General features: G+C 71.1%; 22 protein-coding genes. 13 read left to right on the forward strand and 9 right to left on the reverse strand.

Going from position 1 to position 22,435, the window contains the following annotated elements; translation table 11 throughout:
- The first annotated feature begins 39 nt into the window (after positions 1-39).
- The 3 genes from AB0I38_RS20220 to AB0I38_RS20230 all read left to right on the forward strand — a co-directional run bounded on the left by AB0I38_RS20220 (position 40) and on the right by AB0I38_RS20230 (position 2,765).
- Positions 40-435 carry a RidA family protein gene (locus tag AB0I38_RS20220; protein WP_358470335.1) on the forward strand — a complete coding sequence of 132 codons (396 nt, stop codon included), beginning with the start codon at positions 40-42 and terminating at the stop codon, positions 433-435.
- Positions 436-600: 165 nt separating this feature from the next.
- Positions 601-2,130 carry a carboxylesterase/lipase family protein gene (locus AB0I38_RS20225; protein WP_358469854.1) on the forward strand — a complete coding sequence of 510 codons (1,530 nt, stop codon included), beginning with the start codon at positions 601-603 and terminating at the stop codon, positions 2,128-2,130.
- Positions 2,131-2,261: 131 nt separating this feature from the next.
- Positions 2,262-2,765 carry an NUDIX domain-containing protein gene (locus AB0I38_RS20230; protein ID WP_358469857.1) on the forward strand — a complete coding sequence of 168 codons (504 nt, stop codon included), beginning with the start codon at positions 2,262-2,264 and terminating at the stop codon, positions 2,763-2,765.
- Positions 2,766-2,815: 50 nt separating this feature from the next.
- On the opposite strand, the gene AB0I38_RS20235 is transcribed toward AB0I38_RS20230, so the two are convergent.
- The gene (locus AB0I38_RS20235) at positions 2,816-3,178 is read right to left on the reverse strand and encodes an MmcQ/YjbR family DNA-binding protein (protein WP_358469860.1); all 363 of its coding nucleotides are present in this window, start codon (positions 3,176-3,178) and stop codon (positions 2,816-2,818) included.
- Positions 3,175-4,479, reverse strand: a complete 1,305-nt coding sequence (locus AB0I38_RS20240) for a M50 family metallopeptidase (protein WP_358469863.1) — start codon at positions 4,477-4,479, stop codon at positions 3,175-3,177. The genes AB0I38_RS20235 and AB0I38_RS20240 overlap by 4 nt, the downstream gene beginning before the upstream one ends.
- Positions 4,480-4,634: 155 nt before the next feature.
- Here AB0I38_RS20240 and AB0I38_RS20245 point away from each other — a divergent pair, with 155 nt between their 5' ends.
- Positions 4,635-5,240, forward strand: a complete 606-nt coding sequence (locus AB0I38_RS20245; protein WP_358469866.1) for a response regulator transcription factor — start codon at positions 4,635-4,637, stop codon at positions 5,238-5,240.
- Positions 5,241-5,439: 199 nt separating this feature from the next.
- Here AB0I38_RS20245 and AB0I38_RS20250 read toward each other — a convergent pair whose 3' ends face one another.
- On the reverse strand, positions 5,440-6,555 hold the full coding sequence (locus tag AB0I38_RS20250) for a PP2C family protein-serine/threonine phosphatase (protein WP_358469869.1): 1,116 nt from the start codon (positions 6,553-6,555) through the stop codon (positions 5,440-5,442).
- A gap of 116 nt (positions 6,556-6,671) precedes the next feature.
- Here AB0I38_RS20250 and AB0I38_RS20255 point away from each other — a divergent pair, with 116 nt between their 5' ends.
- Both AB0I38_RS20255 and AB0I38_RS20260 read left to right on the forward strand, forming a co-directional pair.
- Positions 6,672-7,901 (forward strand): GNAT family N-acetyltransferase, encoded by a 1,230-nt coding sequence (locus tag AB0I38_RS20255; RefSeq protein WP_358469872.1) that lies wholly within the window; start codon positions 6,672-6,674, stop codon positions 7,899-7,901.
- 15 nt (positions 7,902-7,916) lie between these two features.
- Entirely contained in the window at positions 7,917-8,066 is a 150-nt protein-coding gene (locus tag AB0I38_RS20260; protein WP_358469875.1) for a hypothetical protein, read from the forward strand.
- On the opposite strand, the gene AB0I38_RS20265 is transcribed toward AB0I38_RS20260, so the two are convergent.
- Positions 8,063-8,530, reverse strand: a complete 468-nt coding sequence (locus AB0I38_RS20265; protein WP_358469878.1) for a ribose-5-phosphate isomerase — start codon at positions 8,528-8,530, stop codon at positions 8,063-8,065. The genes AB0I38_RS20260 and AB0I38_RS20265 overlap by 4 nt on opposite strands.
- A 105-nt stretch (positions 8,531-8,635) precedes the next feature.
- Here AB0I38_RS20265 and def point away from each other — a divergent pair, with 105 nt between their 5' ends.
- Together def and AB0I38_RS20275 are read left to right on the forward strand one after the other, a co-directional pair.
- Positions 8,636-9,121 carry a peptide deformylase gene (def, locus tag AB0I38_RS20270; RefSeq protein WP_358469881.1) on the forward strand — a complete coding sequence of 162 codons (486 nt, stop codon included), beginning with the start codon at positions 8,636-8,638 and terminating at the stop codon, positions 9,119-9,121.
- 9 nt (positions 9,122-9,130) lie between these two features.
- Positions 9,131-9,868 carry an SDR family oxidoreductase gene (locus AB0I38_RS20275; protein ID WP_358469884.1) on the forward strand — a complete coding sequence of 246 codons (738 nt, stop codon included), beginning with the start codon at positions 9,131-9,133 and terminating at the stop codon, positions 9,866-9,868.
- Between the two features lie 41 nt (positions 9,869-9,909).
- Here the strand turns inward: AB0I38_RS20275 and AB0I38_RS20280 are convergent, their stop codons facing one another.
- Positions 9,910-11,313, reverse strand: coding sequence for an aldehyde dehydrogenase family protein (locus tag AB0I38_RS20280; protein WP_358469888.1), 1,404 nt, complete (start codon positions 11,311-11,313; stop codon positions 9,910-9,912).
- Between the two features lie 108 nt (positions 11,314-11,421).
- The gene (locus AB0I38_RS20285; RefSeq protein ID WP_358469891.1) at positions 11,422-12,042 is read right to left on the reverse strand and encodes a mycothiol-dependent nitroreductase Rv2466c family protein; all 621 of its coding nucleotides are present in this window, start codon (positions 12,040-12,042) and stop codon (positions 11,422-11,424) included.
- A 90-nt stretch (positions 12,043-12,132) separates the two neighbouring features.
- Here AB0I38_RS20285 and pepN point away from each other — a divergent pair, with 90 nt between their 5' ends.
- The 3 genes from pepN to AB0I38_RS20300 all read left to right on the forward strand — a co-directional run bounded on the left by pepN (position 12,133) and on the right by AB0I38_RS20300 (position 17,229).
- The gene (gene pepN / locus AB0I38_RS20290; RefSeq protein WP_358469894.1) at positions 12,133-14,694 is read left to right on the forward strand and encodes an aminopeptidase N; all 2,562 of its coding nucleotides are present in this window, start codon (positions 12,133-12,135) and stop codon (positions 14,692-14,694) included.
- A gap of 143 nt (positions 14,695-14,837) precedes the next feature.
- Positions 14,838-16,226, forward strand: a complete 1,389-nt coding sequence (locus AB0I38_RS20295; RefSeq protein WP_358469897.1) for a serine/threonine-protein kinase — start codon at positions 14,838-14,840, stop codon at positions 16,224-16,226.
- A 46-nt stretch (positions 16,227-16,272) separates the two neighbouring features.
- Positions 16,273-17,229 (forward strand): hypothetical protein, encoded by a 957-nt coding sequence (locus AB0I38_RS20300; protein ID WP_358469900.1) that lies wholly within the window; start codon positions 16,273-16,275, stop codon positions 17,227-17,229.
- Positions 17,230-17,237: 8 nt separating this feature from the next.
- On the opposite strand, the gene AB0I38_RS20305 is transcribed toward AB0I38_RS20300, so the two are convergent.
- From AB0I38_RS20305 to AB0I38_RS20315, 3 genes are read right to left on the reverse strand one after another with little or no spacing between them, the layout of a single operon-like run.
- Positions 17,238-17,600, reverse strand: coding sequence for a DUF5130 family protein (locus tag AB0I38_RS20305; protein ID WP_358469903.1), 363 nt, complete (start codon positions 17,598-17,600; stop codon positions 17,238-17,240).
- A 2-nt stretch (positions 17,601-17,602) separates the two neighbouring features.
- Entirely contained in the window at positions 17,603-17,893 is a 291-nt protein-coding gene (locus AB0I38_RS20310) for a hypothetical protein (protein ID WP_358469906.1), read from the reverse strand.
- Positions 17,894-17,946: 53 nt separating this feature from the next.
- Positions 17,947-19,353, reverse strand: a complete 1,407-nt coding sequence (locus AB0I38_RS20315; protein ID WP_358469909.1) for an amidase — start codon at positions 19,351-19,353, stop codon at positions 17,947-17,949.
- Between the two features lie 140 nt (positions 19,354-19,493).
- Between AB0I38_RS20315 and AB0I38_RS20320 the strand changes: the two genes are divergently transcribed.
- Both AB0I38_RS20320 and ilvD read left to right on the forward strand, forming a co-directional pair.
- Positions 19,494-20,318 (forward strand): nuclease-related domain-containing protein, encoded by an 825-nt coding sequence (locus tag AB0I38_RS20320; protein ID WP_358469912.1) that lies wholly within the window; start codon positions 19,494-19,496, stop codon positions 20,316-20,318.
- Between the two features lie 276 nt (positions 20,319-20,594).
- On the forward strand, positions 20,595-22,433 hold the full coding sequence (ilvD, locus tag AB0I38_RS20325; protein ID WP_358469915.1) for a dihydroxy-acid dehydratase: 1,839 nt from the start codon (positions 20,595-20,597) through the stop codon (positions 22,431-22,433).
- Positions 22,434-22,435 lie beyond the last annotated feature (2 nt).

The raw sequence follows: 22,435 nt of genomic DNA on the forward strand, positions 1-22,435 counted from the left end.
GTACGAACTCTCGACGAAACGAATGGAGCTGATGTGGCAATGGAGCGAACGGCGGTCAACCCGTGGGCGTGGTCGGTGGAGATGGGCTACAACCAGGGTGAGATCGTCTCCGGGCACACCCGGACCCTCTACTGCTCTGGGCAGACCGCGATGAGCGGTGACGGCAAGCCCCAGCATGGCGGTGACATGGCGGCGCAGTTGGCGCTGACCCTCGACAACCTGGAGGCCGTGCTCGGCGAGGCCGGCATGTCCCTCGCGAACCTCGTCCGGCTCAATGTCTACACCACCGACGTCGATCGGCTTTTCGAGCACTACGGCGTGCTGGCGTCGCGGTTGGGCGCCGCCGGGGTGGCACCGTCCACCACGATGCTCGGGGTGACACGGCTGGCGGTCCCCGACCTGATGGTCGAGCTTGAGGGGACCGCCGTCGCGTGACGCGACCTCGCCGCCTCCGGCAGGGCTGCCGGAGGCGGCACATCGCCGTGGACCGCCCCCGCCGGGCCGGATTTCAGGCGCGTGTGGGCTGCCCCTAAATGCTTTGCCCGCGGATGGCGCGCACTGGGATGCTCGGCCGAGCAGGAACGGAGAGGAAACCGCGAAGTGGCCGTCACCGCATCCAGCAAGCCGTCCGAGTCCGAGCCGGAAGTCCGCACGGCGGCCGGCGTCCTCCGCGGCGGCCGGGAAGCGGGCTTGGCGGTCTTCCGCGGCATTCCGTTCGCCGAGCCGCCGGTACGCGCCCTCCGTTTCGCCGCGCCGCAGCCGGTGCGCAGCTGGGACGGTGTGCGCCCGGCGGTCGCGTACGGCCCGCCGCCCCCGCAGTCCGGCGTGCTCGGGGTGTCTCAGGACACCGCCGGCGACGACTGGTTGACGCTCAACGTCTGGACACCGGAAGCGGATCCGGCGGCAGGGCTCCCGGTGATGGTGTGGATCCCCGGTGGCGGTTACGCCATGGGCGACTCCAGCCTCCCGGAATACGACGCCGGGCACCTGGCCGGGAGCGGAACCGTGGTCGTGACCCTCAACTACCGTCTCGGTATCGAGGGTTTCGCCCAGATCGACGGAGCCCCGGCCAACCGGGGCCTGCTCGACCAGGTCGCGGCCTTGCGGTGGGTGCGGGACAACATCAGGGTGTTCGGCGGCGATCCGGACCGGGTCACGGTCTTCGGGCAGTCGGCGGGTGGCGGATCGGTCGCCGCGCTGCTCGCCATGCCGCGCGCCGCCGGGCTCTTCCGCCGGGCGGTCGCGCAGAGCGTGCCGGGGACGTTCTTCTCCCCCGAGTTGGCCGCCGACATCGCCGCCGCCTGCGCCGCGGAGCTGGGGGTACGGCCCACGGTGTCCGGCCTGTCGGCGGTGGCCCCGGCCCGGCTGCCCGCCGCGGGCGACGCGATCTTCGCCAAGACGGTCCGGTGGCGGGAGCGCTGGGGGCAGATCACCCACCGGCCGATTCCGTTCGCACCGGTCGTCGACGGTGACGTCCTGCCGGTGACCCCTTGGCAGGCGCTGGCCCATGGCGCCGCCCGGGACGTCGGGCTTCTCATCGGGCACACGCGTGACGAGCACCGGTTGTTCAGCTTGATCGACGGCGTCTTCGGCCAGGTCACGCATGAGCAGACCGAGACCGCTCTGCGCATGCTCGCCCCCGGCCCGGACGGTGCACGCCGGTACCGGGAGGCGTTCCCGGCCGCGGCCGATGAGGAGCTGTACGAGCTGGTCAACGCGGACTGGTTGTTCCGCATGCCGAGCCTCCACCTTGCCGACGCGCAGATCGCCGGCGGCGGCCAGGCCCACCTCTACGAACTGACCTGGTCCACTCCGGGCTCAGGCGGTGCCCTCGGCGCCTGCCACGGCCTGGACGTGCCGCTCGTCTTCGGCAACCTAAGCAGCGGACAGCCCGCCATGCTGATCGGCGACCCGCCCTCCCCGGTGGCGGAGGAGCTGTCCGCGCAGATCCGCGGGGCGTGGACGGCGTTCGCCGCTCACGGCGACCCGGGCTGGCCTGCGTACGACGCCGACCACCGCCTCACACAGCTCTTCGACACGCCGTCGATGGTCGCCGCCTACCCGGAAGAGACCTCGCGGCTGCTGTGGCAGGACCACACCTTCCCGGCGCTTCCGCTGCTCGCGCGGTGAAGCAGCATTCGCACCACTGGAAGAAGCCTCTCCGCCACCGAACCCAGGGGACGTTCGCCGCTCAAGCGCCCTGAGACGCGACACCGTCATCCGGCTCGGGCGCGCGTTGCCGAGGGGCCTAGTCTCCCATCATGGCGATCAAGAACTCGCACTGCTCCTACTGCGGTCAGGCGTTCACCCCTGACCAGGCATGGCCTCGGGCCTGTTCCGGCTGCGGCAACACCGGTTATCTCAATCCGCTGCCGGTCGCGGTGATGCTGCTGCCGGTGGACGACCGCCTGCTGGTGGTGCGCCGTGCCATCGAGCCGGGCCGTGGTGAGCTCGCCCTGCCCGGCGGTTTCATCGACATGGGCGAGTCCTGGCAGCGGGCTGCCGTCCGGGAGCTCCGCGAGGAGACGGGGGTCGTCGTGGACGTGGCTGACGTGCGGCTCTTCGACGTGCTCAGCGCTCCCGACGGCACCGTGCTGATCTTCGCGCTGGGGCCGCGGATCGGCTCGGCCGCCCTCCCTCCGATGGCGGCCACGGCCGAGACGACCGGCTGGTCGCTGATCGCCGGGCCACGGGAGCTGGCTTTCACGCTCCACACCAGGGTCGTGGCGGAGTACTTCGCCCGCGAAGCCGCCGAACACGGCTGACGGGAGCGACTTACGGCGGTGGCCCATCAAGAGGACAGTTCGCGTAACCGTCAGGGCATGCGGGCCACGAGGGACTTGGGCGCGATCACGCGGTAGGCGTCGGCGACGATCTCCGCGATCTCCGCCCAGTCCACCTCGACGTCGAGGTAGACGCCGAGCCAGCCCCGGTGGCCGACGTACGGCGGGCGGAAGAACCGGGCGGGGTCCTCGGCCACCAGCTCCTCCTGCACTCCAGGAGGGGCCGCGCACCAGAAGCCCAGCCGGTCGTCGTGGTGATGGTCGGCGTAGCTGACGAACGTCTTCCTGCCTCTGACGAACCAGGTCGGCTCGCCGTGGCTGAGTCGTTCGGTGGTCTCGGGCAGGGCCAGGCAGAGCCTGCGCAGCTCGTCCAGCGGATCCATCCCTCGGATCACCCGGTGAGCCTGAGCGGATTGAACAGGTCGGCGTACACGAGCAGACCGGCCATGATGATCATCACGAAGGCCAGCGCGTAGGTGAGCGGCAGCACCTTGGCGATGTCGACGTAGGCGGGCTCGGGCCGCCGCATGACCCGGGCATAGCCGCGCTTGATGCCCTCCCAGAGGCCGCCCGCGATGTGGCCGCCGTCGAGCGGCAGCAGCGGGATCAGGTTGAACATGCCGATCGCCAGGTTGAAGCCGGCCAGCAGGTTGACGAAGAAGGCGTACTTCTGGATGCCGGTCATGTCGGAGGCGAGGATCTCGCCGCCCATGCGCCCGGCGCCCACGACGCCGACCGGGCCCTCGGGATCGCGTTCCTGGCCCGAGAAGGCGGCGTGCCACACACCGACCATCTTCTCCGGCAGCTTGACCAGCGAGACGGCCACCCTGCCGGTCAACTCGGCCATGTAGCCGACCACCTGGCCCATGCTCTGCTTCTGCATGACCTCGGTGGGCCTGACGCCGAGGAAGCCGACGTTCTTCTCGATCGTCGCCGGGTCGTCGAGCTTCGGCCGGTCCTGGGCGATGAGCGTGACGTCGAGCGTCGTGGGCTTGCCGTCGCGCAGGATGCCGATCTTGACGGCGCCCGCGCCGTGTGAGCGGATCTGACGGGTGGCGTCGTCCCAGGAGGAGACCGGCCGGCCGTTGAAGGAGACGATCTCGTCACCGGGCTTCATGCCCGCCTTGGCGGCGGGGGTGGGCTGGTCGGTGGACTTGCACTCGGTGCGCTTCTCACCGGCCGGGATCACGCACGTGTGGGTCTGCGGGGACACGATCGGGGCGTAGGCGGGCAGGCCGATGCCGACCAGCAGGATCGAGAAGAACACGAACGCCAGCACGAAGTTCATCGCCGGGCCGCCGGACATGATGATGACCTTCTGCCACCACTTCTTCCGGTAGAAGACGCGGTCCTCGTCGCCGGGCCGGACCTCTTCCTGGGCCACCTCGCGAGCGGTCTCGATCAGGTTCTGGAACGGGCCCGTCGAGCTGCCCCTGAGCTTGGTGGGGTCGTCGCCCGGCCGGGGCGGCAGCATGCCGATCATGCGGATGTAGCCGCCGAGCGGCAGCCACTTGACGCCGTACTCGGTCTCGCCCTTCCTCCGGGACCAGGCCGTCGGCCCGAAGCCGACCATGTACTGGGGCACCCGGACACCGAAGAGCTTGGCCGGCACGAGGTGGCCGATCTCGTGCAGTGCGATGGACACCATCAGCCCGATGAAGAAAATGGCGATCCCCGCGAGGAAGAGCCAGTCCATATACGCGCGCTCCCGGCCGGCGGAAAGGTCTTGACGGAATCAGACTAGTCGAACTCTCCCCACCTGGATGGCTTGCGCACCCTTTGCGGAATCGCCAGACTGCGTTGACAGTATGAGATCAAACGATCACTCTGAGGCATGACGAAGGGGGCGCCTTGATCCGGATTTTGGTCGCCGAGCACCTGCCGCTGGTGCGGCGCGGCCTGGTCGCCTCCTTCGACGCCGAGCCTGACCTGCAGGTCGTCGCCGAGGTGGGCAGCGCCGAGGACGTGCTGCCCGCGGCGCTCACCTGTGAGCCAGACACGGCGGTCATCGACCTGGACCTGCCCGGTTCGGGCGGAATTCCCGCCGTAGCACGGCTGCACGAGAAGGCGCCCGGCTGCCGGGCGCTGATCCTGTCCGCCCAGCCGACCCCCGGCCAGGTGCGCAGGGCCCTGGCCGCGCACGCGCTCGGCTTCATGAGTCTCGACGTCGCTCCCGAGCAGCTGGCCGAGGGCCTGCGGCAGGTCGCGGCGGGCCGCCGGGCGATCGACTCGGAGCTGGCGATCGCCGCCCTGCAGTGCGCCGCCAACCCGCTGACTCGGCGGGAGGTCGACGTGCTGCGCATCGCCGCCGGTGGCGCCCGGTCCGCGGAGATCGCCGACCAGTTGTTCCTGACGGTCGGCACCGTGCGCAACCACCTGTCGCGGATCATGTGCAAGACCGGCGCGCGCAACCGCCTCGACGCCGTACGCATCGCCAGCGACTCAGGCTGGCTCTGACCGCCACGAGCGGGCCGAACCCCGGACGGAGCCGCGCCGCTCCCCCGGGGCTCGGGCTCATGGGCAGAGCGTTACGAGAATCCCAGGACTCCAGCGCACCGGCCAGTGACCACGATCATGGTTGGGCCATGCGGTCGGTCATGGTGCGACCCATGTCGTTCGTCACTACAGGGGCACCACAGGGCTTGCCACGCGGGCGCTATGGGCGCCAGATGAGCACCAGCGCGCAGTCGTCGTTGTGGCCCGACGACATGACGTTGACCAGCGCCCGCGCGCCGTCGCGGAACCCCGACGGCAGCAGCCGTTCCGCCTCGCCGAGCAGCTTGTCGAGCCCGGCGTCGATGTCGCGGCCGGGCTCCTCGATCAGCCCGTCGGTGTACAGCAGCAACGCGTCGCCCTTGCGCAGGGTGCCGCTGTCGGGCTCGCAGTGCAGGTCGGGCACCACGCCCAGCACCACGCCCTTGGCCGTGGCGACCTGCCAGTTGCCGGTGCCCGCGTCGAACTTCACCACCGGCGGATGGCCGGCCGAGGTGATCGTGTAGGCGCCCGTCGTGAGATCGAGCCGGACGTGCACGGCGGTCACGAACCCCTCGTCGCCTCGCTGGCGGTGGAGGTAGGCGTTGCAGGCCGGCAGGAAGTCGTCGACCGAGCCGAGCAGCCCGCCGAAGGTGCCCGACAGCAGCAGCGCTCTGGTGCCCGCGTCGACGCCCTTGCCCGACACGTCGACCAGGGCGATCTCCACCTTGTCGTCGGCGCGCATGGAGACCAGGAAGTCGCCGCCGAAGGAGGACCCGCCCGCCTGCTTGAGCACGACCTTGGCGCCCCAGTCCTTGGGCAGCGCGGGCAGCTCGCCCTGGCTCTTGAGCCGGTCACGCAGCTCCAGCAGCATCGCGTCGCCGCGCAACCCCTGCACCCCGAGTTTGCCGCGGGTGCGGGCCATGAGCACGGCCAGGACGGTGGTGAAGCCGATGGTCACCATGAGGCCGAGCCCGATCCGGCCCACGCCGAGGGTGAAAGCGATGTAGCCGAGCGCGACGACGACGGCCACGAGCAGCTTGCCCAGGCTGGCGAGGCGCAGTTGCAGCCCGCCGAGCAGGGTGATGAGGATGAGCAGCGAGGGCGAGAACCACTCGGTCGAGACGCGGGCGGCCAGCAGGCCCACCAGGAGCGTCAGCACGGTGAGGGTGACCAGCAGGTTGCGGTCGCGGGCCAGCGGCCCTCTCCGGAGAAACCGTACGGCGGACACCAGGAACGGCACCCGTACGAGGAGCGCACGGAGCCATGGCGGGATCAGCGGCGCCGGACGGGAACTCATGATGCGCCTGACTGTAGCGGTCTGGCCCGCCTTTGGGCAGCCCACTTGACCAACACCTTGATCATCTTGCCTGATAATCGGTGGCCCTCACTCCTGGCCGCTCATACGGTGGACGGATGACGTATCCGATCCGTCCGGTTGACGAGGCCGAGTGGCCGGCGTTCGCCGAGGTGCTCTCCGAGGGGTTCGGCTGGACGCCGCATCCTCAGCAGTCCGCACGGTACAAGGCGCAGACCGAGTTCGACCGCACCCTGGCGGCGTTCGACGGCGAGGTCATCGCGGGCGTCACGGCCGTCTTCAGCCTCACGATGACCGTGCCGGGCGGGCAGATCCCGGTCGGTGGCGTGACAGGCGTCAGCGTCCTTCCCTCGCACCGCCGCCGTGGCGTGCTGTCCGCGCTGATGCGCCGGCAGCTGAACGACATCCGCGAGCGGGGCGAGGCCGTCGCCGCCCTCTACGCCTCCGAGGCGGCGATCTACGGCAGGTTCGGCTACGGCCGGGCCGCCGGGGAGCTGTCGTTCCGGATCCACACGCACGGCTCGGCCTTCGTCCGGAACGCTCCCGTCGACCCGTCGCTCCGGATCCGGGTGGCGAGGCCGGCCGAGGCGAGGGGCGACTTCGAGCGGCTGTTCGCGTCGATCGTGCCCCGGCGCCCCGGCCGCTACCTGCGCAAGGAGGAGTTCTGGACGGGCCAGCTGGCCGACGAGGAGATCGACCAGCGCGGTGACGGCATACTGCGTTCGGTGATCGCCGAGGACGACGGGGGCCTACGCGGCTACGCGCTGTTCCGGATCAAGGCGAGCTGGGACTCCAACGGCGTGCCCAACGGCGAGCTGAAGCTGTATGAGCTGGAGGCGTCCGATCCGGCGGCGTACGCGCTGCTGTGGCGCAGCGTGCTCGACCGTGACCTGGTCTCCCGGGTGGAGGTGGGCGGCAGGCCGGTCGACGACCCGATCGTCGCGCTGCTGGCCGACCCGCGGCAGCTGCGCGCGTCATGGTCGGACGAGCTCTGGGTCCGGCTGGTCGAGGTCGACCGGGCGCTGACCGCACGGTCCTACTCGGCGGCCGTCGACGTGGTCATCGAGGTCGAGGACGACGTGTGCCCGTGGAACGCCCGCCGCTGGCGGCTGAGCGCCGATCCGACGGGCGCCGAGTGCAAGCCGGTCGAGGTCGAGCCCGACGTGACGCTGCCGGTCGCGTCGCTCGGCTCGGCGTACCTGGGCGACGGCCTGCTCACCACGCAGCTCGACGCCGGGCTGCTGCGCGAGCACTCGCCCGGCGCGGTGCGGGCGCTGGCCACGGCGATGTCGTGGAGCCCGAAACCATGGGCGGGGCTGACCTTCTGACGTAGTCTCCGAAGCATGGCGCTGCAGAGTTTGCAGATCACGGCGGTCACCGCGATGCGCGCGCGCGACGTGTCGAAACCGTCGAAGGAGCAGCAGGAGGCCGCCGACCGGCGGCCCCTGCGTGACGAGATGCCGAGGCGCGATCCCAAGCGCCGCGGCGGTTAGGGCAGCGAGGGCAGCTGGCCGATGGTCTCGTAGGTCTCGACCTGGGCGATGCGGCGGCTGTGGCGCTCGGCGCCGGAGAAGGGCGTGGCCAGGAAGACCTCGACGAACCTGGTGGCGTCCTCGGTGGAGTGCATCCGGGCGCCCACGCTGACCACGTTGGCGTTGTTGTGCTCGCGGGCGAGCCGGGCCGTCTCCTCGCTCCAGGCCAGGGCGGCGCGGATGCCGCGCACCTTGTTGGCGGAGATCTGCTCACCGTTGCCGGACCCGCCGATGACCACGCCCAGGCTGCCCGGGTCGCCGGCGACGCCCTCGGCCGCCCGCAGGCAGAACGCCGGATAGTCGTCCTCGGCGTCGTAGACGAAGGGACCGCAGTCGGTCACCTCGTGACCGTGGTCCTTCAGCCAGGACACGAGATGGTTCTTGAACTCATAGCCGGCATGGTCGGCACCGATGTAGACGCGCACGGCTCCAGTCTTCCACAGCGCCGTCCATCGGACTCCCGGGCGCGTGCGCTCTGGCTAGAGTAAGGGACCCTACCCTTACCCACTCCTTACGGAAGCAGAGCACCCATGCGTGAGATCCGTGTGATCGGCGACCCGGTCCTGCGCACGCCCGCGGAGCCCGTGGAGGGCTTCGACCGCGAGCTGCGCCGCCTGATCGACGAGATGTTCGAGGCGATGTACGCGGTGAACGGGGTCGGCCTGGCCGGCCCGCAGATCGGCGTGTCCCGGAGGCTGTTCGTCTACGACATCAGCGGCCGCAAGGGTCACGTGGTCAACCCCGTGCTGACCGTGGACGATCCGGAGGAGATCCTCGACGAGGAGGGCTGCCTGTCCGTCCCCGACCGGCAGGTGGGCCGGCCGTCGTACGCGCCGGTCGCGCGGGCCTCCGGGGTAACGGTCGAGGGCTTCGACCGGCTGGGCCGGCCCGTACGGGTGAAGGCGCGCGGCTCGCTGGCCCGGTGCTTCCAGCACGAGAGCGAGCATCTCGACGGCAGGCTGTACCTCGACCGGCTGCCCAAGAGCGAAGCCCGCAAGATCATGCTGAAGGCGTAGGTTGGCGGCATGACCTCACTTTCGAGACTTTCGGGCATGGGCGCGTTGGTGACCGGGGGCTCTCGCGGCATCGGCCGGGCCATCGTGGAGCGGCTGGCCGCCGACGGGGCCGACGTGGTGTTCAGCTACCACACCAGCACCGAGGCGGCCGAGCGGGTGGCCGCCGAGACGGGCGCGCTGGCCGTACGCGCCGACCAGGGCAGCGAGGAGGACCTCGCCCGGCTGTTCGCCATGGCGGAGAAACGACTGCCGGGCGTCGACATCGTGGTCAACAACGCGGCCGAGGGCGGTCAGGGACCCATCGCCGACGTGACGAGGGAGACCTACGAGCGAGTGTTCGCGGTCAACGCCCGCGCGACGTTCCTGGCCATCCAGTGGGCGGGCAGGGTGATGCGCGACGGCGGCCGGATCATCAACATCTCCAGCCTCAACACCTCGCTGCCCGCGCCCGGCATCGCCCTCTACGCGGCCAGCAAGGCGGCGGTCGAGCAGTTCGCCAAGGTGGCGGCGCGCGAGCTGGGCGGACGCGGGATCACCGTCAACATCGTCTCGCCCGGCGCCACCGACACCGAGATGCTGCGCGCCGGCAACCCGCCGGAGGCGCTGGAGCAGGCGCCCGTCTTCACCGCGTTGGGGCGGCTCGGCCGGCCCGACGACATCGCGGCCGTCGTCGCCTTCCTGGCCGGCCCCGACGGGCGCTGGATCACGGGGCAGAACCTCCTGGCCACCGGCGGCATGCTCCTCTGACGGCCGTGGCGGCCAGATCGGCCGGATCGGCCGCCACGGGGTCACAGCTGCAGCGACTTGATCTCGAGGTACTCGTCGAAACCGTGCTCGCCCAGCTCACGGCCCACGCCCGACTGCTTGTAGCCGCCGAAGGGCGCCATCGGGTTGAACGCGCCGCCGTTGATCATCACCTGGCCGGTGCGGAGCCGCCGGGCCAGCGCGACGGCTCGCTCCTCGGTGGCGGACCAGACCGCTCCGGACAGGCCGTACCTGGTGCCGTCGGCGATCTGCACCGCCTGGTCCTCGGAGGTGTAGGGGATGATCGACAGCACCGGGCCGAAGATCTCCTCCTGCTCGATCGTCATGCCGGGTTCGACCGCGGCGAAGATCGTCGGCTCGACGAAGTAGCCGCGGTCCAGGGGCGGCTCGGTGCCACCGGCCACCAGCCGGGCGCCCTCCTCCTGGCCCCGGTTGATGTAGTGGACCACCCGGTCGCGCTGGGTGGCGGAGACGAGCGGGCCGACCCGGGTGGCCTCGTCGAACGGGTCGCCGACGGTGTATTTGCGCGCCGCCTCGACGGCCAGGCCGACGGCCTCGTCGTACTGGTCGCGGTGGACGATCATGCGGGTCCACGCGGTGCAGGTCTGGCCGGCGTTGACGAAGCAGTTGGCGACGCCGACCTTGACGGCCACCCCCAGATCGGCGTCGGGCAGGATGATGTTGGCGGACTTGCCGCCCAGCTCCAGCGCGACGCGCTTGACCGTCTCGGCCGCCAGCGCGGCCACTCTGCGGCCCGCGGCCGTCGAGCCGGTGAAGGAGATCATGTCGACCTCGGGGTGCGCGGCCATGGCCTCGCCCACCACCGGGCCCCGCCCGCTGACCAGGTTGAACACGCCGGGCGGCAGCCCGATCTCGTGGAAGATGCCGGCCAGCGCGTAGGCGGCCAGCGGCGCCACCTCGCTCGGCTTGAGGACGACCGTGCAGCCCGCGGCCAGCGCCGGGGCGACCTTGCAGATGATCTGGTGCAGCGGGTAGTTCCACGGGGTGATCGCCGCGACCACGCCGACCGGCTCCTTGACCACGAGCGAGTTGCCGACGCGTGACTCGCGCGGGTGGTTCTCGGCCAGCCGGCCGAAGGAGGCCAGCACTCCGGCGGGCATCAGGGTCTGCACCTTGAGCGCGAAGCCGAGCGGTGCGCCCATGTCGGTCGCGATCGTCCGCGCGATCTCGTCGGCGCGCTCCTTCAGCAGCTCGGCGGCCGCGGCCAGCAGCTTGCCCCGCTCGGCCGGCGCGGTGGCCGACCAGGAGGGGAAGGCTCTTCGCGCGGCCAGGACCGCTCTCTCCACGTCGTCAGGGGAGCCCGCGGGCACCCGGTCGATGATTTCCTCCGTGGCCGGGTTGACAACCTCGATCGCCTCACCCGAGGCCGAAGCGGTCCAGGCACCGCCGATGTAAAGCTGACGCATAGCCCCCATCCTCGCGCGCCTGCCGTCACAAAGCGAGGACAGGCGCTTGACGCACCCTTTTCAGCAGAGTAAAGGCATGCGCCCGGGATTGCGGGTGTTGTTCCGAACTCAGTCGAATGTCAGCGGGCGCGTACGGGAGCGCTTGATCTCGAAGAAGTCCTCGAACGCGGTCACCAGGAGCACGCCGTCCCAGAGGCGGCCGGCCTCCTCGCCGCGCGGGACGCGGGTGATGACGGGGCCGAAGAAGGCATTGGCTCCGACGCGGATCACAGGGGTGCCGACCTCCTGGCCGACCAGCTCGATGCCGGTGTTGTGCGACTCGCGTACGGCGGCGTCGAACTCCTCGGACTCCGCGGCCGCGACCAGCTCCGTGTCGAGCCCGACGGCCGCGAGCGACTCCTTGAGGACCTCGCGCAACTGGTCGGGCTGCTTGTTGCGGCCCTCGTTGTGCAGCCGGGTGCCGATCTCGGTGTAGAGCGGGCCGATCACGGAGTCGCCGTACTTCGCCGCGGCGGCGGTGATCACCCGGACCGGCTCCATGGCCTTGGCGATCCCCTCCCGGTAGGCCTCGTCAACCTCCTTGTCCTCGTTGAGGACGGTAAGGCTCATGATGTGCCAGCGCGGCTCGACGGGCCGGACCTTCTCGACTTCGAGCAGCCATCGTGACGTCAGCCAGGCGAACGGGCAGGAAGGATCGAACCACAGATCCACAGGAGTCTTCGCAGTCATGCTGGGCCATAACCTGGGGGAGCCCGTCTCCTATTCCCAGCGTGGCAGGATACCGGCATACCCCAACGAAGTGGTGTAAAGGAGCGCAACTTGGCAGGCAACCTGACCCGAGACGAAGCTCGCGAGCGTGCTCGGCTGCTGAATGTCGAGTCGTACGAGGTCGCGCTCGATCTGACAGAAGGCGACGAACGCTTCGAAAGCGTCACGACGGTCCGTTTCACCACCGACAGGCCCGGCGCGTCCACCTTCATCGACCTGCACGGCGCCCAGGTGCGGCAGGTCGCGCTCAACGGCGTCGAGCTCGACGTCTCCGCCTACGACGCCGACAAGGGCCGCTTCCCGCTTCCCTCGCTGGCCGCGTCCAACGTGCTGCGCGTCGACGCCGACTGCGCCTACATGCGCAGCGGCGAGGGCCTGCACCGGTTCGTCGACCCCGTCGACCAGCGGGTCTACCTGCACAGCCAGTTCGAGACGGCCGACGCGCACCGCATGTACGCCTGCTTCGACCAGCCCGACCTCAAGGCCTCCTTCGAGCTGACCGTGCTGGCGCCGGGCGACTGGGAGGTCGTCTCCAACGCCGCCGCGGCGTCGGTCGAGGACCTGCCCGCCGAGGGCGGCAGGCACGGGGCCGTGCAGCCCGCCAAGCGCTGGCGGTTCCCGGCCACGCCGGTCATGTCCACGTACATCACCGCGCTGGTCGCCGGGCCCTACCACAAGGTGACGTCGGAGCACGACGGCATCCCGCTCGGCGTCTACTGCCGCGCCTCGCTCGCCGAGCACCTCGACGCCGACAACATCCTGGAGGTCACCCGGCAGGGGTTCGACTTCTTCCACCAGGTGTTCGGCGTGCGCTACCCGTTCGGCAAGTACGACCAGCTGTTCGTGCCGGAGTTCAACGCGGGCGCGATGGAGAACGCCGGCTGCGTGACCTATCTCGAGGACTACGTCTTCCGCTCCCGCGTCACCGACGCCGTGGTCGAGCGGCGGGCCGAGACGATCCTGCACGAGATGGCCCACATGTGGTTCGGCGACCTCGTCACCATGCGCTGGTGGGACGACCTGTGGCTGAACGAGTCGTTCGCCACCTACATGTCCGTGCTGGCGCAGGCCGAGGCCACCCACTGGGGCAAGGGCGCGTGGACCACGTTCGCGAACGTGGAGAAGTCCTGGGCCTACCGCCAGGACCAGCTGCCCTCCACGCACCCGATCGCCGCCGACATCCCCGACATGCAGGCGGTCGAGGTCAACTTCGACGGCATCACCTACGCCAAGGGCGCCTCGGTGCTCAAGCAGCTGGTCGCCTACGTGGGGCTGGACAACTTCCTGGCCGGCGTGCGCGACTACTTCACCGAGCACGCCTGGGGCAACACCGAGCTGAAGGACCTGCTCGGCGCCCTGGAGCGGACCTCCGGCCGCGACCTGTCGTCCTGGTCGAAGGAATGGCTGGAGACCGCTTGGGTCAACACGCTGCGCCCGTCGTTCACCGTGTCGCCCGACGGCCGGTTCGAGCGCTTCGAGGTGCTGCAGGAGGCTCCGGCCGACTACCCGACGCTGCGCTCGCACCGCGTCGCCATCGGCCTCTACTCGCTGGCCGACGGCGTGCTCACCCGGACCAAGCGGGTCGAGCTGGACGTCGTGGGCGCCCGCACGGTCGTGCCCGAGCTGGCCGGCGAGCAGCAGCCCGACCTGGTGCTGATCAACGACGACGACCTGACGTACGCGAAGATCCGCCTGGACGAGCGCTCGCTCGGCACGCTGGTCGCGGGCGGCATCACCGGCTTCACCGAGTCGCTGCCCAGGGCCCTGTGCTGGTCGGCGGCCTGGGACATGACGCGTGACGGCGAGATGTCCACCCGCGACTACGTCAGGCTGGTCGTCTCGGGCGCCGGCACGGTCAAGGACATCACGGTGCTGCAGGCGGTGCTCCGGCAGGCGCGGATGGCGGCGCAGCAGTACGCCGACCCGGCCTGGCGGGCCGAGGGCCTCGCCCTGCTCTCCACCAAGCTCAGGTCGCTGCTGGCCACGGCCGAGCCCGGCTCCGACCACCAGCTGGCCTATCTGCAGGCCTTCGCACCGGTGGCCACCTCGGCCGAGGACCTCGCCGTGCTGCGCGCCATCCTCGACGGCTCCGACGTCCCCGAGGGGCTGAGCGTCGACACCGACCTGCGCTGGACGCTCGTCCACGCGCTGGTCTCGGGGGGCGGGCTGGGCGAGGCGGACATCGCCGCCGAGCTGAAGCGCGACCCCACCGCCACCGGCGAGCGGTCCGCGGCGCTGTGCCGCGCGGCCATCCCCACGGCCGAGGCCAAGGCCGCCGCCTGGGAGACGATCGTCGGCGGCAAGCTGGCCAACCACATCGCCCGCACCACGGTCAGCGGCTTCCAGGACCCGCACCATCCCGAGCTGCTGGAGCCCTACCGCGAGATCTACTTCGCCGAGGTCGGGCGGATCTACCAGGAGTGGACGTTCGACCAGGCGCAGACGTTCGCGGTCGGGTGCTTCCCGTCGCTGCTGATCGAGCCCGAGACGGTCGTGGCGGCCCAGGACTACCTGGCCACCGCCAAGCCGCCCCAGGCGCTGCGCCGCATGATCCTCGAAGGCGCCGACGGGGTCAGCCGCGCCCTGCGCAACCGAGCCAAGGACGCCTCCTAGGCGCCCTGACCGGGCCCCGGCCGCGCGCCGCGACCGGGGCCCGTCCGTTTCCGCCCGGTAAGTCGTGGGGAAGCGACGAGGCCGTCCCCGGCGGCCTCCGGAAACGGCGATCGCATCGAAGACGCGATGTTAGCCTCGGAAACGTGTTCGGCCCCGGGACCACGCTCAATGATCGCTACGTGCTGACCGACCGCCTCGGCGGTGGCGGCATGGGCGAGGTGTGGCGCGCCGACGACAGCGTGCTCGGCCGCACCGTGGCCATCAAGGTGATGATGCCGGCGCTGGCCGAGAATCCCGCGTTCGCCCGGCGTTTCCAGAACGAAGCCAGGGCCATGGCCACGCTCCGGCATCCCGGCGTCGTCGACGTCTACGACTACGGCGCCTGCGAGGTCGACCAGCGCAGGTTCAGCTTCCTGGTGATGGAGCTCGTCCACGGCGAGTCGCTCGACCACGTGCTGCGCCGGGGCCCACTCGGCCCCGACGCCACCATGCGGCTGGTCGCCGAGGTGGCCGACGCGCTGGCCGCCGCCCACGCGCAGGGCATCGTGCACCGCGACGTCAAACCGGCCAATCTGATGATCCGGTCCGACGGCCGCGCCGCGCTCACCGACTTCGGCATCGCCCACTCCGTCTCGGCGGGCCAGCTGACGGCCACCGGCACGATGCTGGGCTCGGCGGCCTACTGCGCTCCAGAGATGGCCATGGCCGGCGACGTGACGCCCGCTGTCGACCTCTACTCCCTGGGTGTGGTGGCCTACGAGTGCCTGACCGGGCGGCTGCCGTTCCAGGGTGACACTCCCGTGCAGATCATCTACAAGCACCTGCACGCGCCCGTCCCGGAGTTGCCCGCCGACGTGCCGCCAGGGCCTCGCCAGGTGGTCGAGAGGGCCCTGGAGAAGACGCCCGAGGGGCGCTGGACCTCGGCCAACGAGGTCGCCCTGGCGGCGCGGCAGGCCATGGGATCGCCCACCTCGCCCGTGTTCGTGCCCGCCGCGGCGTCGGCGGGGTCGCCGGCCACCGCGCCCGGCACGGAGCACAGCACGCTGCCGGGCACCGCGCCCGGCGTGCCGCACGTGGTGTCCGAGGCGCGGTCCAGTGCGCGGCGCCGGATCCTGACCGCGGGCCTGGCCATCTTCACCTCGATCGCGGCGACCGTGGCCGTGGCGGGTTCGATCTGGATGCGTCCCGACAGCGCCGCCGAGCCGATCACCGTTCCCCCCGCGGTGTCGACCAGCCAGGAGCCGTCGCCGGGCGCGACCCCGAGCGGCCGGCAGCCGGTGCGGCAGCAGCAGGCGCCGCCGACCAAGGGCTCCTCGGCTCCCGTCGCGACGGCCACCACACCCACCCCCTCGGCCACACCGAGCGCGACGCCCACCAGCGAGCCCGAGCCGACCGCGAAGCCCACCACCTCGCCGCCGAAGCCCGAGCCGACTACGGAGCCACCCTCGCCCGGTCCGCAGGAGCCCGAGCCGACCGCCGAGGAGCCCAAGCCGACCGGCGACATCCAGTGCATCCGGGAGCCCTGCCCCTGACGTCCGGCGTTCTTCCGGCCCTCCGGGGCCGTGAGAAGGTGATCAGGTGAACTCGACTCGCGACCTGTTCATCGCACTGGCCCGCCGCTACGCGTTCGCCGATCTCGGGGCGCTGGCCCCTGATCCCGAGGTCGCCGACGTGTGCGACTTCGGGCAGCGGCTCCTCTCCCTCGACGCCGAGGACTTCGCCGTCGAGGCGCGGTCGGTGCCGGCCGGTCTGAGGCGGAGCGCCCGGGCGTGCCACATGCCGCAGACCGCCCGCGAGCAGCCGCGCGGCGCGCTCGAGTCGCTGCGGCCCGCCTACGGGCTGCTTCTTGAGGTGATCGCCGCCCGCTGGCACCGGCGCGAGCTGAGTCCCATGATCGCCGCCGTGCACATCGCCGGCGAATACCTTCCGTTGCTGGCGTTCGAGCCGCAGCTCGGCCACGCGGGTGATCCCGCCCGGTGGCCTGAGGGCCTGAGCGCCCCGGGCAGCAGGTTCGGCGTGATCGGCGACCGTGACTGCGACCACACCAAGTCCGAGCAGTCCGCCACCAACCGCACCCTCCGGGTGTCGATCGAGCCGCCCGAGGGCTGGCGCGCCTACTTCGACCGTCAGCACAGCCAGGTCGCCGGCGCGGTGGCCGTCTGTGTCTCCACCTGCCGCAAACCGTGCACGGCGATGCACTGGATCGCCCCAGAGCCACGCGCCGACCTGGGCGTTCGCGCCCGCACCGCGCTGGCCTTCGCCGAGACCCCTCTGGTACGGCTGCGCCACGCGGCGCCCGTCGGCCACGGCTTCGGCGTGCCCTCACCGGAGGAGGTGCTCGACGCCTGGGAGCGCAGCCGGGCGGTGCTCGACAAGAACGAGGTCGGCGCGGCGGCGCTCAAGGACGACGACTTCCCCCTGCCCGGCCTGCCCTCGCTCTTCTCGGCCATCGCCGGCGCGTCCATCGCCCCCGCCACGCTGCTCGACGGCGTCAGCCGGCACATCGTCGGCCTCCTCGAACGCCAACCCGGCTAGCCACCTTCCTACCGTCTGGCCGTGGCCTGCTCGCCCAGGGCGCCGATGCCGTACAACAGGCCGCCCACCAGGTCGCCGACGCTGAACGCGGTGGCCATCGACATCGCGGTCAACCGGCAGGACGAGTCGGGCAACCGGCGCCGGGTGGCGGCTCCGGTCACGATCTCCAGGCCCCGACCGGCGACGTCGACGAGGATGACCACGGCATCGTCGGCCTCATCACCGAACGCGGCGTGCAGCCGTTCGGCGAAGTGCCGCCGCGGGCCCTCCGGCGGACCGACGAAGAGGCCGAACCGCAGGCCGCTGCGGCGTTCGGCGACCAGGAGCGCCTTCCTGACGTCGTCGGCCTGCGCCGTGCTCAGTAAGCGCATCGTCACCACCCCGCCGAGGCGCCACCGGAGCGGCCGCCGGGCTCGGCCGTCCGGGTGGCGTCGAGCCAGTCGGACTCGGGAGCCGGCGCCCAGCGCGGCACCTCGTCGTCCAGCGCGAGGCCGGAGGTGCTGACGCCGTGCTCGCCGCGCCCCGGGCCGCCCAGCCAGACCGGACCTGTCGCGGCCCCGCTGGACGGGCTCCTGCCGGGCACCATCACGAGCAGGCTGATCAGCACGAACAGTCCCAGTGACATCCCGATGAGGAAGACCAGAGTCTCCTGCGCGCCGTTCACACCATGAACGTAATCCCGCTTCGCCCGTCCGGCCAGACCCGTCTGCCGGAGCACTACCAGACGGGTGGCCGCCGGTCACCCCAGAAACCGCCCCTGGCGGCCTCCACCTGCGCCGACAGCGAGATCAGGGTGCCCTCGTCGCCGACCCGGCCGGCCAGCATGACGCCGATCGGCAGCCCCTCGGCGGTCCAGTGCAGCGGCAGGTTGACCGCGGGCTGGCCGGTGATGTTGTAGACGGCCGTGAACGTGGCGAACCTGCTCATGCGCTCGAGCGTCTCCTCGACGTCCGCCACGTCCTCGAACCAGCCGACCGGCGCGGGCGGCTGCGTGACGGTCGGGGTGAGCACGGCGTCATAGCCGTCGGTCACCGCGACGCCCGCCCGGCAGGCGAGCTGGAGCGTGGCCTGGGCCTGCAGGAACGTCGGGGCGGGAGTGGCGAAGCCGCGCTCGCGCAGCCAGGCGGTGATCGGCCGCAGCAGGCCCGTCTGGTGCTCGGCGACGGGATGCATGCAGGCGAACGAGCACCACATGGTGATGAAGTGCGGCACCATGTCCGGCCCGTACGGCCGGGCGATGTCGACGACCTCGTGGCCCAGCGCGGCGAGCGTGTCGGCGGCCTCGTCGTAGGCGGCCAGCACGTCGGGATGGACCTCGGCCCCCGGCACCACGGGGTCGGCGTAACGGGCGATGCGCAGCCGCCCCGGCTCGCGACCGGCGCGCTCCAGGAAGGTGCCCTCGTGCGGCGGCGCGAGGAACGTGTCGCCCGGACTGTTGTGGGCCATCACGTCGAGCAGCGCCGCCGCGTCGGCGACCGTGCGCGCGATCGGGCCGTTGGTGGACAGCCCGGCGAGGTCGGGGATGATCGGCGCGAAGCTGATCCGGCCCCTGGTGGGCTTGATGCCGTACAGCCCGCACACCGAGGCGGGGATGCGGATCGAACCGGCGCCGTCGCTGCCCTGGGCGGCGGGGGCCAGCCCGGCCGCCACCGCGGCCGCCGCCCCGCCGCTCGACCCGCCCGCCGATCGGCCGGTGTCCCAGGGCGAGCGGGCGGGCGGAGACAGGTCGGTCTCGGTGTAGCACGGCAGCCCGAACTCGGGTGTCGCGGTCTTGCCCAGCATGACGGTGCCGGCCTCGCGCAGCCGCTCCACCACCGTGTCGTCCAGGGGCGCGACGAACTCCCGGTAGGTCGCCGACCCGAACATGATCGGCACGTCCTTGACCAGGTTGAGATCCTTGATCGGGATCGGTACTCCGGCGAGTGGTCCGTCCGGTAGTTCCTTCTCCAGGCGGCGGGCCTGGTCGAGCGCCCTCTCGGCGGTTACGGTCACGTACGCGCCCACGTGCGGGTCGAGGCGCTCGATCCGGTCGAGGTAGTGCTGGGTGAGCTCGACCGGCGAGATCTCCTGGTCACGGATCGCCTGCGCCTGCTCTAGAGCCGTAAGCTCGTGAAGGTCTCGCACGCTGCCTCAGCGTAGGGATCTCTGGCGAGGAACGTAATAGATACCCGGAAAACGGGCGTGGAACACGGTGAGCTGGGCCATAAAACTATGGACAGGCCAAGACTAGGAAACGACGAGAACCACAAGCTACGGTGATCTACGTGGACTCCGACCACCAGCGAGAAGACGGTCCCAGCACGTCACCCATCTGGGTGAGCGACCGCCCCGAAGCGGACCAGACCACCGCGCGACCAGCGGCGCCCGCGTCGACCTACGCGCCTGTCGAGCGCACCTCCCTGCGCAGCGTGCTCCAGCAACGCCGGTTCCGGCAGGTGCGCAACCGAGCGCTGCTGGCGCTCGGGGTCGGCTTGGCCGTGGGATTCCTGGTGCTCGACTGGCGCGTGGGCGTGAGCGCGGGCGTGATCGCGGCCATCCTCGACACCGTCTACCGCGCGCGGTCCAACTCGACCGTGCCGGCCTGGCGTCGCGCCTCCGTCGCCGAGCGCCGCACCGAGGCCCAGCTCCGCAAGCTCGAACGCAACGGCTACCGCACCCTGCACGCCAGGGCGATCCCGGGCAGCGACGCCCAGATCGACCACCTGGTCGTGGGGCCGACCGGCGTCTACGCGGTCGACTCCGAGAAGTGGGACAAGCGGCTGCCGGTGCGCGTGCAGATGGGCAAGAAGCTCTTCCACGGCCCCTTCGACATGAAGCCCCGCCTCACCGAGGCGAAGTGGGAGGCGACCCAGGCCGGCGAGCTGATCAGCGAGTCGTACGGACGGGAGATCTCGGTCGTGCCGTCGCTGGCCATCTACGGGCCCCCGGTGCCGTGGAAGATCATGACGATCCGCGGCGTCGACGTCTACGAGGGCGCCCGCGCCCGCAAGTGGATCACCAAGCGCGAGCGGGCCCTCACCGAGGCCGAGATCGACCAGCTCCACCAGATCGCGGCCCAGGTGCTGCCCGCGCGATACGGCGAGGACTAGCCGGGCGGTCCGGCCCGCGCGGCCGGGCACCCCCTGAGGTCGTCCGCACACTCTGAGGCCGTCCAGCCTTCCGGCGGGCTTCCGCGCTGAGCGGGAGCCCGCTTCGGCGTGTGCCCATGTTCTCGCGTGCCCTCATGTGCTCGCGTACGTCCGTGGAGCGCCCGTGCGCGATCCGCGTGCCCGGCCGTGGCGGCGTGTCCACGCCGTGGACGGGCGTCTCAGCACCCGGGCGGTGGCCGTACCATGGGAAGACTCGCTAGCGATGGGAGAAGCTCAATGCCCGCCCTCAGGTCACGTACGGTCACCCATGGCAGGAACATGGTCGGTGCCCGGGCCCTGCTCCGGGCGACCGGCGTAGCGGGGAGCGACTTCGGCAAGCCCATCATCGCGGTGGCCAACAGCTTCACCCAGTTCGTCCCCGGCCACGTGCATCTGCGCGAGGTCGGCGACGTCGTGGCGAAGGCGATCCGCGAGGCGGGGGCCATCCCGCGCGAGTTCAACACGATCGCCGTCGACGACGGCATCGCGATGGGCCACGGCGGCATGCTCTACTCACTGCCGTCGCGCGAGCTGATCGCCGACGCCGTCGAGTACATGGTCAACGCCCACTGCGCCGACGCGCTGATCTGCGTCTCCAACTGCGACAAGATCACGCCTGGCATGCTGCTGGCCGCGCTCCGGCTGAACATCCCCACGATCTTCGTCTCCGGCGGGCCGATGGAGGCCGGCAAGACGCCGGGCCGCAAGCTCGACCTGATCGACCCGATGATCGCCGCGGCCGACGAGTCGGTGTCCGACGCCGACCTGCTGGAGATGGAGGAGAACGCCTGCCCGACCTGCGGGTCGTGCTCCGGCATGTTCACCGCCAACTCCATGAACTGCCTGGCCGAGGCGATCGGCTTGGCGCTGCCCGGCAACGGCACGATCCTGGCCACCCACAAGCGGCGCGAGCGGCTGTTCCAGGACGCCGGCCGCCAGGTGGTCGAGATCGCCCGGCGCTACTACGAGGACGACGACGAGTCGGTGCTGCCGCGCTCGATCGCCACCCACGAGGCGTTCGAGAACGCGATGACGCTCGACGTTGCGATGGGCGGGTCCACCAACACGATCCTGCACATCCTGGCCGCGGCGCGCGAGGCGGGCGTCGACTTCGGGCTCAAGGCGATCAACGAGATCTCGCTGCGGGTGCCGTGCCTGTGCAAGGTGGCGCCGGCGACGAACAAGTACCACGTCGAGGACGTCCACCGGGCGGGCGGCATCCCGGCCATCCTGGGCGAGCTCGACCGGGCCGGGCTGCTCCACCGCGACGTGCCGACGGTCAACGGCGGCACGCTCGGCTCCCTGCTCGCCGAGTGGGACCCGTGCTCGCCCACCGTGCGGCCTGAGGCCGTCGAGCTGTGGCACGCGGCTCCGGGCAACGTCCGCACCGTGAAGCCCTACTCGCAGGACAACCGCTGGGACGACCTCGATCTCGACCGCGCCGAGGGCTGCGTCCGCGACCGCGAGCACGCCTACACGGCCGACGGCGGCCTCGCGGTCCTCTACGGCAACATCTCCCGCGACGGCGCGGTGGTCAAGACGGCCGGGGTGGACGAGTCGATCTGGAAGTTCAGCGGGCCCGCGGTGGTGTTCGAGTCGCAGGAGCAGGCGGTCGAGGGCATCCTCGGCGACCGCGTGCGCGAGGGCGACGTCGTGGTCATCCGCTACGAGGGGCCCAAGGGCGGGCCGGGCATGCAGGAGATGCTCTACCCCACCTCGTTCCTCAAGGGCAGGGGTCTCGGCAAGGCGTGCGCGCTGGTCACCGACGGGCGCTTCTCGGGCGGCACGTCCGGGCTGTCGATCGGCCACGCCTCTCCTGAGGCCGCCGAGGGCGGCACGATCGCACTGGTCGAGGACGGCGACATCATCGACATCGACATCCCGTCGCGGACCCTTGAGCTGCGGGTGCCCGAGCCGGAGCTGGCGGCGCGCCGCGAGCGGCTGCTGGCCGATCTCGGCGGCTACCGCCCGCGTAACCGTCACCGGCCGGTGAGCGTGGCCCTGCAGGCCTACGCGGCCATGACCACGTCCGCCTCCACGGGCGCCTCACGCGATCTGACGCAGCTCTCCCGCTGATC

Source organism: Nonomuraea cavernae, from assembly GCF_040655715.1.
Taxonomy (GTDB): domain Bacteria; phylum Actinomycetota; class Actinomycetes; order Streptosporangiales; family Streptosporangiaceae; genus Nonomuraea; species Nonomuraea cavernae_A.

Coding starts and splice junctions, on each gene's coding strand:
- AB0I38_RS20230 (WP_358469857.1), top strand. CDS start 2,262: ATGGCGATCAAGAACTCGCACTGCTCCTACTGCGGTCAGGCGTTCACC.
- AB0I38_RS20275 (WP_358469884.1), top strand. CDS start 9,131: ATGACCTCACTTTCGAGACTTTCGGGCATGGGCGCGTTGGTGACCGGG.
- AB0I38_RS20280 (WP_358469888.1), bottom strand. CDS start 11,313: ATGCGTCAGCTTTACATCGGCGGTGCCTGGACCGCTTCGGCCTCGGGT.
- def (WP_358469881.1), top strand. CDS start 8,636: ATGCGTGAGATCCGTGTGATCGGCGACCCGGTCCTGCGCACGCCCGCG.
- AB0I38_RS20255 (WP_358469872.1), top strand. CDS start 6,672: ATGACGTATCCGATCCGTCCGGTTGACGAGGCCGAGTGGCCGGCGTTC.
- ilvD (WP_358469915.1), top strand. CDS start 20,595: ATGCCCGCCCTCAGGTCACGTACGGTCACCCATGGCAGGAACATGGTC.
- AB0I38_RS20240 (WP_358469863.1), bottom strand. CDS start 4,479: ATGGACTGGCTCTTCCTCGCGGGGATCGCCATTTTCTTCATCGGGCTG.
- AB0I38_RS20305 (WP_358469903.1), bottom strand. CDS start 17,600: ATGCGCTTACTGAGCACGGCGCAGGCCGACGACGTCAGGAAGGCGCTC.
- AB0I38_RS20250 (WP_358469869.1), bottom strand. CDS start 6,555: ATGAGTTCCCGTCCGGCGCCGCTGATCCCGCCATGGCTCCGTGCGCTC.
- AB0I38_RS20220 (WP_358470335.1), top strand. CDS start 40: ATGGAGCGAACGGCGGTCAACCCGTGGGCGTGGTCGGTGGAGATGGGC.
- AB0I38_RS20260 (WP_358469875.1), top strand. CDS start 7,917: ATGGCGCTGCAGAGTTTGCAGATCACGGCGGTCACCGCGATGCGCGCG.
- AB0I38_RS20285 (WP_358469891.1), bottom strand. CDS start 12,042: ATGACTGCGAAGACTCCTGTGGATCTGTGGTTCGATCCTTCCTGCCCG.